Raw genomic sequence first — 18,540 nt, 5'->3', positions numbered from 1 at the left:
AGTGAATTTATTATATATTATTACAGGGCTTGGCATGGGAGGAGCTGAGAAACAAACTGTCTTGATCGCTAATAAAATGTATGAGGCAGGGCATAACGTAATGATTGTTTCGCTAACTGGCGAAACATTAGTTAGACCCAATGATGGTATTCAATTAAATGAATTAAAGCTAAACAAGACTCCTTTTAGTCTATTTAAAGGGTTATTTGAAGTTAAAAAAATAATAAAAAAATTCAAACCTGATATTGTACACAGCCATATGTTTCATGCGAATTTATTTGCCAGAACACTGCGTTTTATTACGAAAATACCAGCTTTAATATGTACAGCACATAATACTAATGAAGGAAGCTCATTGAGGATGTTAGCATATAAATATACTGACAAACTTGCTTCCCTGTCGACCAATGTTAGTCAAGATGCAGTTGATTCCTTCATTCGTAAGGGTGCCTCAAGTCCTGGTAGAATGATTGTTGTTTCAAATGGTATTGATGCTTCGCAGTTTGATTTTTCAATGGATGAGAGGAAGGCAAAACGGTCAGAACTAGGTATATTTAATGATACTCCAATACTTCTCAGCGTAGGGCGGCTAACAGAAGCAAAAGATTATCCAAACTTACTAACAGCCTTTTCTTTACTTATTAAAGACCGTAGCTTACAAAGTTTTCCTCAGCTATTTATTGTTGGAACCGGTCATCTAGACGGTTATCTTAAGAATATGTCCAAAGAGTTTGGCATTGATAAATATGTAACATTTATTGGACAAAGAAATGATATACGACAATTAATGTGTGCTGCTGATATCTTTGTGCTCTCTTCTGAATGGGAAGGTTTTCCGCTTGTTATTACTGAAGCGATGGCATGCAAGAAAATTATCGTTGCAACTGATGCCGGAGGTATAACCGAGGCATTAGGAGATTGCGGTTCGATTGTCCCGATAAAAGACCCTAATAGTTTATCTCAAGCAATAAATAAAATGATAAAACTATCTGATAATGAAAAAGAAATATTAGGTAATAAAGCGAGAGAACGAATTATACAAACAAACTCCATTGAGACGATAATTGAACGTTGGTTATCCATTTACACTCAATTTAAAAAATAATTGTTAAGCTAGATATGTTAAGAACAACGAAATGTTTTTATAATTTCTACTGTCAGGAAAAGTTTGGGGCTCGAAATGCTAACTTTCATTTTTTTACTAACAATATTCTTTCTTGCATCAGTAGGATTGACATATTTATTACGGCTCTATGCATTAAAGAATAATATTATTGATACTCCTAACTCTCGCAGCTCACATGTAACCCCGACCCCAAGGGGCGGGGGGGTTGCTATCGTTATCAGTTTCCTTATTGGTATAATTCTTTTCTATTTCTTGGGCTATCTTCCTATTTTATCGGCGGTAGGGCTAATCGTATCTGGCGGGGTAATAGCTCTGGTTGGCTTTTGGGATGACCATGGGCATATTGCCGCTCGCTGGCGTCTTTTGGCTCATTTTTCCGCTGCGGCATTTTTACTATTTTGCTTAGGTGGTTTCCCTGTCTTAAAAGTTTCAGATTTTATTATTGACTTGGGAATCTTTGGCAGCTTATTTGGTTTGTTATTTTTAGTGTGGATGCTAAATCTCTATAACTTTATGGATGGTATTGATGGCTTGGCAAGCGCAGAGGCGGTAATCGCTTGTATCGGGATGATTGTCATTTATTATATAAGTGGAGATTACATTGAACTGAATAGTTATCTGGTTCTTTGGTTGCTTGTGTGCACTGTTTTAGGTTTTTTACTTTGGAATTTCCCGCCAGCTAAGATATTTATGGGCGATGCAGGAAGTGGTTTTCTGGGGTTAATGATCGGTTCTTTAGCAATAAGTGCTGGTTGGATAGAAACAAAATTTTTCTTTTGTTGGCTAATACTATTAGGCGTATTTATTGTTGATGCAACATGGACCTTGGTACGTCGTGTTCTTGGTGGTTTTAAGGTTTATGAAGCTCACCGAAGCCATGGCTATCAAATTGCGTCCAGAAAATTTAAACGTCATTTACCTGTGACTTTATCAACAATTGCTATAAATATAATTTGGCTATTTCCTATTGCATTATTGGTAGGGCTTAATATAGTCAATCCAATAATAGCACTCATTATTTCCTATACTCCTATTTTATACATTGATTATAAACTTAATGCCGGCATTAATAATAATTAATCGATTTTAATTTGTGACTGGATAATTGAGCTGAATGAATACTGCGTAAAACCGTGTATTCCTTATTAGGGTTGGTATTATATGCTTCTCGTATTTTTATTATCTTTGCCAAGAACTGTTAAACGAATTATTATGCTATTGTTAGATACGATTCTAATTGTTCTAGCATACTGGGGGGCTTTCTGGGTACGACTGGACGTAGATAGTCCCTTTACCAGCATTGAGCAATGGGTTGCTTTAGCTGCAATTATACCACCGACACTTTTTGTATATGTAAGATTGGGTTTATATCGAACAGTATTACGTTATGTCAGTGCTAAGATTGTCAGTATTGTGCTCGTAGGTGTTGTTCTTTCTTCTGGTTTACTTGTTCTTGGATCTTATTTCTTAGGAGTATATTTACCAAGAACAGTCTCTGTCATGTTCTTTATTTTCTCATTAGTGCTTATTTGCGGCTCTCGGTTGTTTTTTAGGATGCTATTAAATTATGGTGTTAGAGGACAGATTCCCGTTGTTATATATGGTGCGGGCGCTTCTGGAAGGCAATTATTACCCGCTCTAATGCAAGCCAGTGAATATTTCCCTATTGCTTTTGTTGATGATAATCCTAAGTTACATAAAGCTGTTATTCATGGTGTCACAGTTTATCCTTCAGAAAAACTTGAATATTTAATTGGGCGCTATGGCATTAAGAAAGTATTACTGGCTATGCCCAGTGTTAGCCAAAGTCAGCGTCGAGCAGTTGTCAATAAACTCGAAAATCTCTCTTGTGAAGTTTTATCTATTCCGGGAATGTCTGATTTGGTTGAAGGTCGAGCACAAATAAGCAGCTTAAAGAAAGTTTCTATCGAAGAGTTGCTGGGGCGAGATCCAGTCGTACCAGATGAAAAACTGTTAGCTAAAAATATTACTGGGAAAGTGGTGATGGTGACTGGCGCTGGAGGGTCAATAGGCTCTGAGCTATGTCGTCAGATTATTGTTGAGAAACCAAGTTTATTAATTCTTTTTGATATTTCTGAGTTTTCGCTTTATTCCATAGAAAATGAAATAGCAGCAATATGTAAAAATAATAAAATTGAGACAGAATTTGTTGCATTACTTGGGTCTGTACAAAGTGAAAAACGGTTAGTTCAGATAATGTCTAGCTTCCATGTAAATACTGTTTATCATGCCGCAGCCTATAAGCATGTACCTCTTGTCGAAAACAACGTGATAGAGGGAGTAAGAAATAATATATTCGGTACGCTTTATTGTGCTAAAGCAGCAATAAAATCTAAGGTTGAGAAATTTGTTTTAATTTCCACGGACAAAGCTGTACGGCCAACCAACACCATGGGGGCTACCAAAAGAATGGCCGAACTTGTGTTGCAGGCATTATCGACAGAACAAAATAAAACAAAATTTTGTATGGTTCGTTTTGGTAATGTGCTTGGATCGTCTGGTTCTGTTGTTCCTCTCTTTAAGAAACAAATTGCAGAGGGTGGCCCAATCACTCTTACACATAAAGATATTATTCGCTACTTTATGACTATTCCTGAAGCTGCTCAACTTGTTATTCAAGCTGGTGCTATGGGACACGGCGGTGATGTTTTTGTATTAGATATGGGCGATCCTGTTAAAATTATTGATTTGGCCAAGCGAATGATTAATCTTTCGGGCCTTTCTATTAAGAGTGAAGAAAATCCTGATGGCGATATCGCGATTGAAATATCAGGATTACGGCCTGGAGAAAAGTTATACGAAGAGTTACTTATTGGTGATTCCGTACAGCATACCTATCATCCTCGAATTATGACTGCAACTGAAGTTATGCTTGATTGGGACAATTTGAATACTCTGCTGAACAAAATTGAAACTGCCTGTAATGACTTTAATTACGAACGTATCCGTTCTTTATTATTAGAAGCACCTACAGGGTTTCAACCAACAGATGGCATCTGTGATGTTGTTTGGCAAAAGGCTCACGGCGAAAATGCAAAAAACGTTATTGTTCACTAACGGCTTAAAGTTACTCTCTAGGAATATTTGCATTTTATTGTTTATGGAATTAATATGAAGAATATTGCATTTGTAATTACTAAATCAATCATTGGTGGTGCTCAAGGTTGGGTTTTGGAGCAAGTCAAACTACTTAAAGACGATTGTAAGATTATTTTAATAACTTCTGAACCGGGCTGGTTAACTGAAACTATTGTCTGTGACAAAATCGTTATTATTCCAGAGATAAGAAAAATGGCTAGTATTAAGGCCATCTACGTTTTGTACAAGACGCTTAAAGAAAATAAGATTGATATTGTTGTTTCCAGTTCTGCCAATGCCGGTCTTTATAGTAGGTTGGCCCGTTTATTCCTACGTTTTCGTGGCGTGTATGTTTCTCACGGATGGTCATGTATTTACAATGGTAATGTACTCAAATTCATATTTTGTTATATTGAAAAGCTACTATCAAACATTACAGATGTCGTATGGTGTGTTTCTCAAAGTGATGCAGATAAAGCTATTAAAATAATTGGAATTAAACCTGAGAAAATTATAACCCAGCTTAATGCGATAACACCACTAACTGAGCGACCTGACCGTCCATGCCAAAATAAAATCATTTATGTATGTCGATTGGCTTATCCTAAACGTCCTGATTTAATATTAAAAGTCGCTGCAGCTAACCCTAAATTTGACCTGGATATCGTTGGTGACGGGGAATACTATCAAGATCTTAAAAAAGAATATGCAGATTATAACAATATTCATTTTTACGGTGAAATTAAAGGATTCGACAGATTTCATGAGTATGATGTTTTTGTATTAACATCAGAAAGTGAAGGTTTACCTATGGCCGCAATTGAGGCTACCAGTGCCAGTCTACCGGTTATTTTGAGTGATGTCGGTGGTTGCAGTGAGGTAGTCAATCAAAACGGTATCTTAATTGCTAATACGACAGAGGAATTAGATTCCGCTCTTAATACTGTATTTTCAAACTATGATTCATTCTATAAAGCAGCACAGAAGCAAAAGAATAAATTTGATATAAATAACGTAAAAGATAAATGTAGAAAAATTATTCTTGGATGATAGATATGCTTGGTTTCTTAAATTTAATAGGTGAATTATGACTATTTTAGTAACGGGTGGTGCAGGTTATATAGGGTCACATACTGTACTGACTCTGTTAGAAAATGGTGAAAATGTTGTTGTATTAGATAATTTATCTAATGCTTCTGCTGAGTCATTATTACGTGTATCTAAAATCACTGGCCACACACCCGTATTTTACCAAGGTGATATATTAGATAGGAATTGCCTTAAGAAGATATTTTTCGAGCATAAAGTTGATGCTGTTATTCATTTTGCAGGTTTGAAATCAGTGGGCGAGTCAGTAGTTAAACCCATTGAATATTACCAAAATAATGTCACCGGCTCGATTGTTTTGCTTGAAGAAATGGCTATCTCTGGCGTAAAAAAATTAATATTTAGCTCTTCTGCGACAGTATATGGTGATCCTGAGTTTGTTCCCCTGACTGAAGATGCACGTATTGGCGGAACAACAAATCCTTATGGTTCATCAAAGGTCATGGTTGAGCAGATATTGAAAGATTTCGCTTTTGCTTATCCTGATTTCTCTATAAGAGCGCTGCGGTATTTTAATCCTGTTGGTGCTCATACATCAGGGCTAATTGGCGAGGATCCAAATGGGAAGCCTAATAACTTACTACCATTCATTGCTCAAGTGGCAATTGGTAAACTTCCCAAATTAGCAGTATACGGTAATGATTACCCTACCGTAGATGGCTCAGGTGTGCGGGATTATATCCATGTTATGGATCTTGCAGAAGGGCATCTTTGTGCGCTTAATAACCTGAAGCAGGGTTTTAAGGTTTATAATCTTGGCTCGGGTGTTGGGCATTCAGTGTTTGAGATGATTGCAGAGTTTGAGCGAATATCAGGCAAAAAAATTCCTTATGAAATTGTGGCTCGTCGCCCTGGCGATATTGCTGAGTGTTGGGCCAGCCCTGAGCTTGCTTTTAAGGAATTAAAGTGGAAGGCCAAAAGAAATTTAACAGACATGCTAAAAGATGCATGGAATTGGCAGCAATCTAATCCAAATGGTTATGTTCGCTGAATACTTGGTCAGCTGTGCTAAAATCCTCCTATCTTTTCATCCCTAATTTTGTAACAAACAACAATGAAATTTCCTGGTAAACGCAAATCTAAGCACTATTTTCCTGTTAATGCTCGTGACCCTTTATTACAACCGGCTCAGACAGAAAATGAAGTGAGCACGTCTTATATTGTTGGTATTGATCAGACGCTAGTTGATATTGAAGCGAAAGTCGATGAGGACTTTATTACGCGTTATGGTCTTAGTCAGGGGCATTCTTTGGTTATCGAGGATGATGTTGCTGAACACCTTTATCAGGAACTGACCGCCAAGGGGTTAATAACGCATGAGTTTGCGGGGGGAACCATTGGTAATACGTTGCACAATTATTCTGTTTTGGCGGATGACCGCTCTATTTTATTAGGTACGATGTGTAGCAATATCAAAATTGGTAGTTATGCCTATCGTTATCTGTGTAATACCTCTAGTCGCACTGATTTGAACTATTTACAGGCAGTTGATGGTGCGATTGGTCGCTGTTTCACTCTCATTACGGATAATGGCGAGCGCACATTTGCGATCAGTCCCGGTCAAATGAATCAACTACGACCGGAAAGTATCCCTGAAGATATTATCGCAGGGGCATCGGCATTGGTTCTTACCGCTTATTTGGTGCGTTGTAAGCCGGGCGAACCAATGCCTGAAGCGACGATGCAAGCTATCAGTTATGCGAAGAAATATAATGTTCCTGTCGTGATGACACTTGGGACAAAATACGTTATTGCAGATAATCCACAGTGGTGGCGTGATTTTCTTAAAGAGAACGTCTCTATAGTAGCGATGAATGAAGATGAAGCTTATGAACTGACGGGGCTTAATGATCCGCTGATGGCCTCAGATATGGCCTTGAACTGGGTTGATTTAGTGCTTTGTACCGCTGGCCCTAATGGCCTTTATATGGCGGGCTATACGGAAGAGGCTAATAAGCGCCAAACTCAGCACCCATTATTACCCGGTGCGATTGCTGAATTTAACTTGTATGAATTCAGCCGCGCGATGCGTAAAGAGCATTGTGATAACCCATTACGGATTTATTCTCATATTGCCCCTTATATGGGTGGCCCAGAGAAAATAATGAATACTAATGGGGCAGGGGATGGTGCTTTATCGGCGGTGCTGCATGACATTGCTGCCAATGGTTTTCATCGTAACAATGTTCCTAACTCTAGCAAACATGTACGTAGCTACCTGAGCTACTCTTCATTGGCGCAAGTATGTAAATATGCCAATCGGGTTAGTTATCAAGTATTGAATCAGCATTCACCGCGTTTGACGCGTGGTTTGCCTGAGCGGGAAGACAGTTTAGAAGAGTCGTACTGGGAAAGATAATATATCCGTCATCTTTCAAGCTGCAGGTGTGTTGGCTGCTCTCATTCACCCGAATTACTTACTGGTGTAAGCTCATCGGGATTCTCTTGCTTGCCGCCTTCCTGCAGCTTGAAATCTATTGGATATAGAACATCAGTTATAAACACTGAGATGTTTTTAAATTGGGCAAAGAGGGCGTTTGTCTTCTTCGGTCAGCGTTTCTATCTTCAACATATTAAGCATACTGTTGGCAATTTCACGTTCGCCCATCACAACCTGGTTCGCGCCACGATCCGAGATATAAACCACTTCGTCGTCATAATGCGCGCGAGCAATTATCTCAAGATCTGGCCGTTTAATTCTGGCGGAGGCGACAATTTCACCAGCTTCGTAGCCATTCGGTATGGTCAGTAATAACCAACGAGCACAATCCAAACGAGCCAGCGACATAATATCTGCACTTGCAGCATTACCTAATACCGCATTAATACCTTGTTCACGTAGCGCTTCAACTCTTGGTCGAGAGTTCTCAATGACCACTAATGGAATACCTTCCGCGTGCAGTTTTGCACCTAATAAACTCCCCACCCGACCATAACCGACTAATAGTGCATGATTGCACAAATCTACCGGGATCTGCTTTTCCTCTTCGACTGCCTCTTCCAGAATCAGATCTTCCATCGTCTCGTTTTTAGCCAAATAGCGATCCAATAGTGTAAACAGTAGCGGGTTGAGCATAATTGATAGAATTGCGCCCGCCAGCACCAGATTACGGCCATGCTCAGACATTAAACCGAGAGAAATTCCAAGCCCGGCGAGAATAAAGGCAAATTCACCGATTTGCGCCAGGCTGACAGAAATGGTGAGTGCTGTACGTTTTGAGTGACCAAACATGCGCACTAATATAAACGCTGCGGCTGATTTGCCGAAGATAATGATAGCTAGTGAAGCCAGTACAGCTAATGGTTCACGTAGCAAAATCATTGGGTCGAATAACATCCCAACTGAAACGAAGAACAGTACGGCGAATGCATCACGTAGCGGTAAGGTATCTTGCGCCGCACGGTGGCTGAGCTCTGATTCATTCAATACCATTCCTGCGAAGAATGCACCGAGAGCAAAGGATACGTCGAACAGCCCTACAGCGCCGTAAGCAATACCAAGCGCTAATACCAGCACTGCCAAGGTAAATAGCTCACGGGAACCGGTACTGGCGGTTTTAGCCAGTATCCAGGGGACCAAACGACGACCGACAACAATCATCAGCGTAATGAAGGCAATGACTTTACCGATGGTTATTGCTAGTTCAGTGAATAACTGGCTGAGACTGGTGGTTTCGTTACCCATCACGCCGGCAAAGGCTGGTAATAGCACCAATGTGAGTACCATCGCCAAATCTTCGACAATCAGCCAGCCGATAGCAATTTGCCCCCGCTGGCTATCTATGAGTTGCCGTTCTTCTAGAGCTCGCAGTAATACCACGGTACTTGCTGTTGATAGACAAAGACCGAAGACAAAACCCGTCATCAAATCCCAGCCTAATAAATGAGACAGTCCCATTCCAAGTAAGGTGGCAACGGCAATTTGTGCCACAGCACCGGGTATGGCGATGGCTTTTACTGCGAGGAGGTCTTTAAGTGAGAAGTGAAGTCCGACACCAAACATCAACAAGATAACACCAATTTCAGCCAGTTCTGGTGCTAATGAGGTATCAGCAACGAAACCTGGCGTGAATGGCCCGGCCAGCACCCCTGCGGCAAGGTACCCCACCAGTGGTGAGATGCGCAGGCGGTGAGCCAAGGAGCCCAAGAGGAAGGCGAGAACAAGGCCTCCGACGATCGTGGTAATTAAGGGTGTTGAGTGGTGCATCCAGACTCCTTCTAGTTCGGCAGGGCGGCAAGCATTTCACAGCAATAACATCAGTTTATTGCATTTATGCGATCAATGCGCGATAAAAATTCATTTTTTATCGATAAAAGTCAGCTTTGGCATGGAAATTGTTTGAAGTGGTTGTTTGTGAGGGATTTGCTGTTTCTGTCTCTATTACGCAGGGAAATCTCCCAACTGAAACACATATCTCAGTCGGGATTATAAGGTTATTACTATTACTTATCTTCTATATTAGGCAGGAAGACCGTAATTATCCCCAGTAATGGTAAGAAGGCGCATATTTGATAAACCAGTTCAATACTGGTTAAATCAGCAACATACCCTAGTACAGCCGCACCTAAACCCCCCATACCGAAAGCAAAACCGAAGAATAGACCAGATACCATGCCCACTTTCCCCGGAATAAGCTCTTGCGCATACACCAGTATTGCCGAGAAGGCAGAGGCGAGGATAAGGCCAATGATCACGGTTAAAACCCCGGTCCAATACAGAGAAACGTAGGGTAAAATAAGGGTAAATGGCGCAACGCCCAATATTGACCCCCAAATAACATACTTTCGACCTATCCTATCGCCAAGAGGCCCGCCAATGATGGTGCCTGCGGCAACGGCAAATAAGAACACAAACAAATGTATTTGGGCATTTTGTACCGAAACACCGAACCTATGCATCAGATAAAAGGTGTAATAGCTGCTGATACTGGTCAAATAGAAGTATTTAGAGAATATCAGTACCATCAAGATAACTAACGCGCTAATAACCGTCTTTTTAGGCAGTATTTTGGCCGATGAGACTTTTACTACTTTGCCATAGGTTGCTCTTTGTTGTTGCTGATACCATTTACTGACCTGCAACAGCACCACAATAGCCAGCAGTGCCGCGAGTGAAAACCAACCTACATTGCCTTTACCGTAAGGTGCAATAAGGATAGCGGCTAATAGTGGGCCGAGAGCGCTGCCGAAGTTGCCTCCCACTTGAAAAATAGACTGAGCCATACCGTGGCGGCCACCGGATGCCATACGGGCTACGCGGGAGGATTCTGGGTGGAAGACCGAAGAACCGGTTCCGACTAATGCCGCTGCCAGTAAAACCACCGGGAAAGTCGTGGCAACCGCAAGCAGCAAGATACCTGATAAGGTGAAACCCATGCCAATTGGCAGTGAATAGGGCTGCGGATGCTTATCGGTATAGAGACCAATAAGTGGCTGTAATAATGAGGCGGTCAGTTGGTAAGTGAGGGTGATTAATCCTATCTGCGCAAAACTCAGAGAAAATTCAGCTTGTAATAAAGGATAAATCGCCAGAATCAGCGACTGGATCATATCGTTAAGTAAGTGAGATACGCTGATCGCACCCAAGATGGAAAATGATGTGCGCTTTACCTTGGTATTATCGAAGGGTTGGGTATTGACGGAGGGAGGGAGTTCCGTCTCAGAACGATCGGTCATAGTGAGTATTCGCCTAATAATTATCACTGTTAATAATATATTGGTAATGAATACATATTATGCAGATCGAATGATTTTTACTACAGCAGATACAATTTGATATATATTCAAATATTCTGAAATTCACCGATAGATCATCAGACTACAATACGAACTCTGTCACAGTATGATCTTGATTTATCATGATATTGGTATGTGTCACCCCATTTTTACTCATTAAACTGGCACTGAACGGGCTGGTTTTAACGACAACATGGAGATTTGCGATGCGTTTTTCATTATCGACCACAGCAGCTGCTTTAGCTGTGTCGCTGGCGTTTGCACCGGGATGGGCTGCCGCCTGGGAAAAAGATAAAACTTACGATATCACCATACTGCACACCAATGACCATCATGGCCACTTCTGGCAAAATGACCACGGCGAATATGGCCTGGCGGCACAGAAAACCTTAGTTGATGACATTCGTAAGCAAGTTGCCGCAGAAGGGGGAAGCTTGTTGTTGCTCTCCGGTGGGGATATCAATACCGGTGTTCCGGAATCTGATTTACAGGATGCTGAGCCTGATTTTCGCGGTATGAATTTGGTCGGTTATGACGCAATGGCTATCGGCAACCATGAGTTCGATAATCCACTGAGTGTGCTGCGCCAGCAGGAGAAATGGGCCACTTTCCCATTATTATCAGCCAATATTTATCAGAAAAGCACCCAACAGCGATTATTCAAACCTTACGCCTTGTTTGATAAGCAAGGTGTGAAAATCGCCGTAATTGGTTTAACCACTGATGATACCGCTAAGATCGGCAATCCCGAGTATTTCACCGATATCGAATTCCGCGTGCCTGCGACAGAAGCAAAGCAAGTTGTCGAGCAACTGAGAAAAACTGAAAAGCCTGACATTATCATCGCGGCGACTCATATGGGCCATTATGATGATGGCAAACACGGGTCGAATGCGCCGGGTGATGTCGAGATGGCGCGCAGTTTACCGGCGGGCTATCTGGATATGATTGTGGGTGGGCACTCACAAGATCCGGTCTGTATGGCCAGTGAGAACCATAAGCAGGCTGATTATGTGCCAGGTACGCCTTGTGCCCCAGATCGGCAGAATGGTACGTGGATAGTACAGGCGCATGAATGGGGTAAATATGTGGGGCGGGCAGATTTCAAATTCCGTAATGGCGAGCTGAAGTTAGTGAGCTATCAGTTAATCCCAATCAATTTGAAGAAAAAAGTAGAGAAAGCTGATGGCACCAGTGAGCGCATCTTTTATACGCAAGAGATTGCTCAAGACCCGTCAATGCTGAAACTGCTGACACCATTTGAACAACAGGGCAAAGCGCAGCTGGATGTCAAAGTGGGTAGTGTGAGTGGTAAGTTGGAAGGGGATCGCAGCAAAGTGCGTTTCGAGCAAACCAATCTGGCGCGGTTGCTATTGGCGGCACAAATGGAACGTGCGGGTGCTGATTTTGCGGTGATGAGTGGCGGTGGGGTTCGTGACTCTATCGATGCGGGTGATATCACCTATAAAGATGTTCTTAAGGTCCAGCCATTTGGTAATACCCTGGTTTATGCTGATATGACAGGCAGTGAAGTTGAGAAGTATCTGGCGGTTGTGGCCAATAAGAAAGTCGATTCAGGTGCTTATGCACAATTTGCCAATGTCAGTTTAGTCGCTGATGGCAAAGGTGTCAGTGACGTGAAAATACAAGGCAAACCGTTAGATCCGAATAAAACCTATCGTCTGGCAACCTTGAATTTCAATGCGCTAGGTGGTGATGGTTATCCGAAGATTGATACTTTACCGAGCTATGTGAATACCGGTTTTATCGACGCAGAAGTGCTTAAACAGTATATTGAAAAGCACTCACCACTGGATGCCAGCCAATATCAGCCGAAAGGCGAGATTGTTTATAAATAATCAATTAGATAAGGAGTCACTATAGTCAGTGACTCCTATTATATAATCCTGATTGCTATTGGTTATATCTAGAAACCAAGGTGTGTTAAGCGGAAAATATATTTTGTTGATGTATTGTTTATATTTGTGTTCATAAAATCACTTTTACCTAAGTGAGATAATATCACTGGGACTAAGCCAAAGATGGTAAGTAAGTTACTTGTTATTTATTGGATATTAGGTTCAGGAGGCTCACTATGCGCTTTCATAAAATAGTTATTATTTTTTCAATGCTCACAGCACTGCCTGTTGCGAGTGCACTCGCGTGTTTCCACCAACCTAGCTGTTTCACACGATGTGCTCAGTTGCCGCTCTGGGAGGTGCCTTTCTGTGATCTTGGCTCAATACATACGCCAGTTTTGCAAGGCGGAAATTTAAAAAATCCAATAGATTTATATTCCTCATTTAAAACTAATCACAGTGATAAAGGTTTATTTAACGTAAAAGAGCTTTATAGACAATAAATTAATTTTTTATGAAAGGGCTATTTGTGGCCCTTTCATATTTGTGATGACTCAATCCCGCTTGGCGATATCAGCAAAGGTTCCCTGCAATAAACGGCATAGGTCTGTTGCTGCCAATTCAATATCTAACCCCCGTTTACCGCCGGAAATAAATATGGTGGCATAGTCTTGAGCAGGGCTATCAATCACAGTAGGTAAGCGTTTTTTCTGCCCCAATGGGCTGATACCGCCAACTAAATAGCCAGTACTGCGCTGCGCTAATTGTGGATCCGCCATCTCGGCTTTTTTTACCCCCAATGCACGCGCCACTTTCTTAAGATCAAGTTGGGTGGCCACCGGTGTGACGGCAACCGCCAGATTTTTGGCATCGCCATTTAACGCAACCAGCAATGTTTTATAAACTTGATCGGCATTGAGGCCCAGTTTTTTAACCGCTTCATCACCGAAATTGGTTTCTGTGGCGTCATGGTGATAGGGGTGTAATGTGAAAGGAACTTTTTGTTTTTCCAGCAAAACGACTGCAGGTGTCATAATAAACGTCCAATTTAAAATGAAAATTTATTCAGTTGGAATATCCTACACCTAATTTTTGTCACAAGACTAAAAATTAACCTAATAAAATCAGCACAATGATCCGATGCGATACGATATATGATGAATGTCAGTTGCTAATCTAATCGTCAGGTTGCTACCCTATACTGGCTGCTCATATTTTCCGCAAGGAATGTGAGGGCTTAATAACTAAAATAATGAAAATTCCTCTTTGACTGGCCGATAGCGATATCGGCCATTTTTTTGTATTTTTTACCGATGGTTGGGCTGCAAGAGTTCAGGGAGATTCCCTTCGCCATATAAATGTAATGCACCAACCGCGACCACATAGTGGCCGGCTGGCAGTTGTTCAAGCTGCTGCTGCCAGCGTTTATTGCGCTGTATCATCAGTACGTCGTACAACCCCGGACTAAAAGTGGGGGCCAGTGTGGACAAGTCATTGACCGGATGATGTTCCAACCACCAGCCAATCATGGTTTGCAACAGGCGAGCGTTGGTGTGCCAGTGAGTTAAGGTATCGAGCAGTAAAGACATGCCATTGTCGGGCAGTGTTTCCAGTAAATCGAGCTGCATTTGTGCGCCTTCCAGCTCAATAATGGTTTTCTTCTGCGCTGCGGCCGCTTTCAGTAATTGATAATCGATGCCGTATTCGCCGCGTAATCCCAAACGTTGGGCCTGGCGTGCCTGAAGCATCAAGGCGGTTTGCCATGCGGGCAGAAAGGCCATGGACTGCGGATCGTGACCGAGTTCTTCGCAGCGTTGCAACAATTGTTGGTAGTGCTCTTCAGATAATCGGTCAATCAACGGATCAGCCAGATTTTCGTTACCAAACGGCGAGGTTGCGTCAGTGATATCTGCTTCTACTATCAGCGCATCAGCTTGATTCAATTTATTCAGCAATTCGTGGGGGAGGGGAAACATGCCTTCGGTTCCCATATGGATGCTACCGACCAGATGCAAGTGGCGTTCACCGGCTAAGGTGACATCTAAAGCGGGGTAGGAGTAAGTAGCTGGAGCACCAACCCCTAAAAATTTTGCGATGCGGCGTAATAATTGGCCCATGCCTATATGCTTCTCTTTTAGCGTTTTCTGTATCCTAAACGCTTAGTGGCGCACAAGAAAGGGTTGTGCGCCACCGAGTTTTTATTGTTTAGGTTTAAAACGCAATAAGCGGTTAGCGTTGCTGACTACGGTAATAGAGGACAGTGCCATCGCCGCACCAGCAACTACTGGGCTGAGTAATGTGCCGGTGAACGGGAATAGAATACCCGCAGCAATCGGGATCCCCAGCGCATTGTAGAAAAATGCGCCCAGCAGGTTTTGCTTCATATTGCGCAATGTTGCTTTGGAAAGCTCAACAGCATCTGCAACTCCATGCAGGCTATGGCGCATCAAGGTAATAGCCGCAGTTTCAATCGCAATATCACTGCCGCCTCCCATGGCAATACCGACATCGGCTTGCGCCAGTGCTGGTGCATCATTGATACCATCACCAATCATGGCCACTTTATGCCCGGCAGCTTGCAGTTGCTTGATAGCTTCAGCTTTGCCATCAGGCAGGACACCGGCGATCACCTGATCGATACCTGCTTCTTTGGCAATGGCATTGGCAGTAATAGGGTTATCACCGGTTAACATCACCAAGTTGTATCCTCGCTGATGTAAACGTTGCAATGCGCTGATACTGTCACTGCGCAGCGGATCGCGTATTGATAGCAGTGCCGCAGGCTTACCTTGTGCTGTCAGAATAACCGGAGTTGTACCACTTTCAGCTTGTTGCTGTATTAATGATTGCAACTCACTGGTATCAATCTGTTGCTCCTCCAACAGGCGATTATTCCCCAGCAACAGCGCCACGCCATCAACCTCGCCACTAACACCTAAACCACGTAATGTGCGGAATTGGTTGACCGTTGCCAGTGTCAGCCCCTCGGCGCGTTGTAAAATGGCGCGTGCCAGTGGGTGATTCGAGCCGGTTTCTAACGCGGCCGCCCATTCCAACGCTTGTTGCTCACTGACCCCATTAAAGGTATGAATGGCGACCACTTGCGGATGCCCTTCGGTCAGAGTGCCGGTTTTGTCGAATACCAAGGTGTCGAGATTACTGGCCTGCTGCAACGCATCGGCATCACGTACTAATACCCCAAATTCAGCCGCCCGACCCACGCCTGAGATGATTGACATCGGCGTTGCCAGCCCAAGTGCACAAGGGCAGGCGATAATCAGCACTGTGGTGGCGACCACCAGGGTATAGACTAATTGCGGTTGCGGGCCGAAGAAATACCAAATCAGCCCAGCAATAACGGCAATGGCGACCACCGTTGGCACAAATACCGCGGAGATCCTATCGGCCAGCTTGCCAATTTCTGGTTTACTGCTTTGGGCCTGACGCACCAGCTTAATGATTCGCGCTAATGTTGTTTGGCTGCCGATAGCATTGGCGCGAAACAGTACCGTACCATCCTGTACTTGTGTCCCGGCATGAACAACATCACCGGTGGACTTTTGTTGTGGGATAGGTTCGCCAGTCAACATGGCTTCATCCATCCACACCTCGCCTTGTACAATCTCACCATCAACCGGCACGCGGTCACCGGTGGTCAAACGCAAGGTCATACCCAACTGCACATCGGCCAATGGGATGAGTTTTTCACCTTCATCGCTGACCAGCCGGGCTGTCGGCGGTGCCAAATCCAACAAGCGCTCCAGCGCATTGGAAGAACGTTGTCTGGCGCGTTGTTCCATCGCATGACCAAGGTTGATCAGACCGATAATCATGGCACTGGCTTCATAATAAAGATGGCGGGCTTCCATCGGGAAGACATCCGGCCAGATATTCACTGTGATGGAGTAGATCCACGCCGCACCGGTACCTAGCGCTACCAGGGTATCCATGGTGGCACTACCATTTTTTAGGCTGACCCAGGCATTACGATAAAAATGCCCACCGGCAAATATCATCACCAGCAGAGTGATTATCCCAACTATCAGCCACGGCGTTTGAGTCTCAGGGGTTAGCGTCATGCTACCGCCAAATAACCCCCATCCCATCAATGGGATACCCAATAACAGCCCCAGTGCCGCTTGCCACTGAAAACGCTTCATACTGGCTTGCGACATTTGCTGTTGGCGCTCGCGTCGCTCTGTTTCATCTTCAATGATTTCAGCGCCATAACCGGCATTTTTGACCGCTGCAATCAGTGCCTCATTGCTAGGGTGACCGGTGACTAATGCACTGCGCTCCGCCAGATTGACTCGTGCGACCTCAACACCATCAACACTTTGCAGGGCATTTTGTACTTTAGATACACAACTGGCACAGCTCATCCCGGTCAGTAACAACTGAACACTATCATTGTCAGCAGGTTCTGCTAGCGGCTGGCTGGGTTGCGTATTTTTAATGTCAGTTGTCGCTGCCGGAATGGTTGAAGAGGCCGCTGCCAGATATTCCGGCGAAGATGGGGCTGAGTGAGTCAGCGGCTCAGTTTTTGGGGATTGCGCCCCCGGCAGTGTGGCGTGGTAGCCTGCTTGCTCCACAGCATCAATTAACGTTTGTGCCTCAACTTTGCCATACACTTTGGCATTGTCGAGGGAGACATCTGCTGCAATCACACCGGGAACGGCTTCCAGCGCTTTGCGCGTAGATTCGGTACAGTGCCCGCAACTCAAGCCTGATAGCTGTAATTCAATATCAGGAGTTTGAGCTTCCTCTGCCTGATAACCCGCTTGTTTAACCGTATCAATCAGTGTTGTGGTGTCGGCTTCACCCGTTACCTTGGCATAGTGAACATTCACTTCTGCATGATGAACATCTTCACGGCTTTCTAATGCCGTTTTTACGCGTTTGGCACAATTCATACAGGAGAGGCCGTGTAAGGCCAGCACTGTGGTTTGCAACATAGTTGACTCCTTATCGAGTAGGAACCTATCCATAAATTTGTCGGGATAAGTTTAGTCGGTATTCCCAGTCATATCGCTTATATAGGGCAATAACGGACTTTGATCTGTACAGGTTTTATTCCGCTTGACTGACATCCTTCCTTTCACTAATTATAGAGGTTAAACCTTCCAGCAAGGGGAAGGTCAAGGGGGAAGAATGAATATTAGCGATGTCGCAAAAAAAACCGGTTTAACCAGTAAGGCCATTCGTTTTTACGAAGAAAAGAAACTGGTGACACCGCCTATCCGCACGGATAATGGTTATCGAAGCTACAGCGCCAAACATATCGAAGAGTTAACACTGTTGCGTCAGGCACGGCAGGTCGGTTTTACATTAGATGAATGCCGCGAGCTGCTGGCATTGTTTCATGACCCCGCTCGCCACAGTGCGGATGTGAAAGCTGCAACGTTACAAAAGGTAGCGGAAATCGAGAAACATATTAATGATCTCAATCAGATGCGATTACGTTTATTGGCTTTGGCAGACGAGTGCCCAGGAGATGAGGGTGCAGATTGCCCGATTATTAATAACTTGGCGGGGTGTTGTCACGGGAGTGAGAAACAAAAAGTTGGCTAATGTTATGTGAAAGGCGTATCAAAATAAATACGCCTTTTCAAT

General features: G+C 43.4%; 13 protein-coding genes. 8 read left to right on the top strand and 5 right to left on the bottom strand.

Going from position 1 to position 18,540, the window contains the following annotated elements; translation table 11 throughout:
* Window position 1: 1 nt before the first annotated feature.
* From QSV56_RS03310 to QSV56_RS03285, 6 genes are all read left to right on the top strand, one after another.
* Entirely contained in the window at window positions 2-1,105 is a 1,104-nt protein-coding gene (locus QSV56_RS03310) for a glycosyltransferase (RefSeq protein ID WP_301210721.1), read from the top strand.
* Between the two features lie 75 nt (window positions 1,106-1,180).
* Window positions 1,181-2,206, top strand: a complete 1,026-nt coding sequence (locus tag QSV56_RS03305) for a glycosyltransferase family 4 protein (protein ID WP_301210719.1) — start codon at window positions 1,181-1,183, stop codon at window positions 2,204-2,206.
* Between the two features lie 81 nt (window positions 2,207-2,287).
* A complete protein-coding gene (locus tag QSV56_RS03300; protein WP_301210717.1) occupies window positions 2,288-4,204 on the top strand; it encodes a nucleoside-diphosphate sugar epimerase/dehydratase in 1,917 nt (638 codons plus the stop codon).
* Between the two features lie 54 nt (window positions 4,205-4,258).
* Window positions 4,259-5,275 carry a glycosyltransferase gene (locus QSV56_RS03295; protein WP_019081264.1) on the top strand — a complete coding sequence of 339 codons (1,017 nt, stop codon included), beginning with the start codon at window positions 4,259-4,261 and terminating at the stop codon, window positions 5,273-5,275.
* Window positions 5,276-5,312: 37 nt separating this feature from the next.
* A complete protein-coding gene (gene galE / locus QSV56_RS03290) occupies window positions 5,313-6,323 on the top strand; it encodes a UDP-glucose 4-epimerase GalE (protein ID WP_301210714.1) in 1,011 nt (336 codons plus the stop codon).
* 63 nt (window positions 6,324-6,386) lie between these two features.
* Window positions 6,387-7,691, top strand: coding sequence for an inosine/guanosine kinase (locus QSV56_RS03285; protein ID WP_046695339.1), 1,305 nt, complete (start codon window positions 6,387-6,389; stop codon window positions 7,689-7,691).
* A 156-nt stretch (window positions 7,692-7,847) separates the two neighbouring features.
* On the opposite strand, the gene ybaL is transcribed toward QSV56_RS03285, so the two are convergent.
* Window positions 7,848-9,539 carry a YbaL family putative K(+) efflux transporter gene (gene ybaL, locus QSV56_RS03280; protein ID WP_005158223.1) on the bottom strand — a complete coding sequence of 564 codons (1,692 nt, stop codon included), beginning with the start codon at window positions 9,537-9,539 and terminating at the stop codon, window positions 7,848-7,850.
* A 236-nt stretch (window positions 9,540-9,775) separates the two neighbouring features.
* Window positions 9,776-11,008: an MFS transporter gene (locus QSV56_RS03275; RefSeq protein ID WP_019081261.1), complete on the bottom strand. Its 1,233-nt coding sequence runs from the start codon at window positions 11,006-11,008 to the stop codon at window positions 9,776-9,778.
* Between the two features lie 266 nt (window positions 11,009-11,274).
* Between QSV56_RS03275 and ushA the strand changes: the two genes are divergently transcribed.
* Window positions 11,275-12,927 carry a bifunctional UDP-sugar hydrolase/5'-nucleotidase UshA gene (gene ushA / locus QSV56_RS03270; RefSeq protein WP_050130606.1) on the top strand — a complete coding sequence of 551 codons (1,653 nt, stop codon included), beginning with the start codon at window positions 11,275-11,277 and terminating at the stop codon, window positions 12,925-12,927.
* Between the two features lie 554 nt (window positions 12,928-13,481).
* Here ushA and ybaK read toward each other — a convergent pair.
* The 3 genes from ybaK to copA all read right to left on the bottom strand — a co-directional run bounded on the left by ybaK (window position 13,482) and on the right by copA (window position 17,882).
* Complete coding sequence (ybaK, locus tag QSV56_RS03265) at window positions 13,482-13,961, bottom strand: Cys-tRNA(Pro)/Cys-tRNA(Cys) deacylase YbaK (RefSeq protein ID WP_019082579.1); 480 nt, start codon at window positions 13,959-13,961, stop codon at window positions 13,482-13,484.
* A gap of 273 nt (window positions 13,962-14,234) precedes the next feature.
* Window positions 14,235-15,044 (bottom strand): TraB/GumN family protein, encoded by an 810-nt coding sequence (locus tag QSV56_RS03260; protein ID WP_046051432.1) that lies wholly within the window; start codon window positions 15,042-15,044, stop codon window positions 14,235-14,237.
* 81 nt (window positions 15,045-15,125) lie between these two features.
* Window positions 15,126-17,882, bottom strand: coding sequence for a copper-exporting P-type ATPase CopA (gene copA / locus QSV56_RS03255; protein WP_019081257.1), 2,757 nt, complete (start codon window positions 17,880-17,882; stop codon window positions 15,126-15,128).
* A 196-nt stretch (window positions 17,883-18,078) separates the two neighbouring features.
* Between copA and cueR the strand changes: the two genes are divergently transcribed.
* Window positions 18,079-18,498, top strand: a complete 420-nt coding sequence (gene cueR, locus QSV56_RS03250) for a Cu(I)-responsive transcriptional regulator (protein WP_046695335.1) — start codon at window positions 18,079-18,081, stop codon at window positions 18,496-18,498.
* The last annotated feature ends 42 nt before the right edge of the window (window positions 18,499-18,540 follow it).

The sequence above is a fragment of the Yersinia sp. 22-579 genome (assembly GCF_030433455.1).
In the GTDB taxonomy this organism is placed as follows: domain Bacteria; phylum Pseudomonadota; class Gammaproteobacteria; order Enterobacterales; family Enterobacteriaceae; genus Yersinia; species Yersinia enterocolitica.
This window is presented reverse-complemented; position numbering and strand designations above follow the sequence as displayed.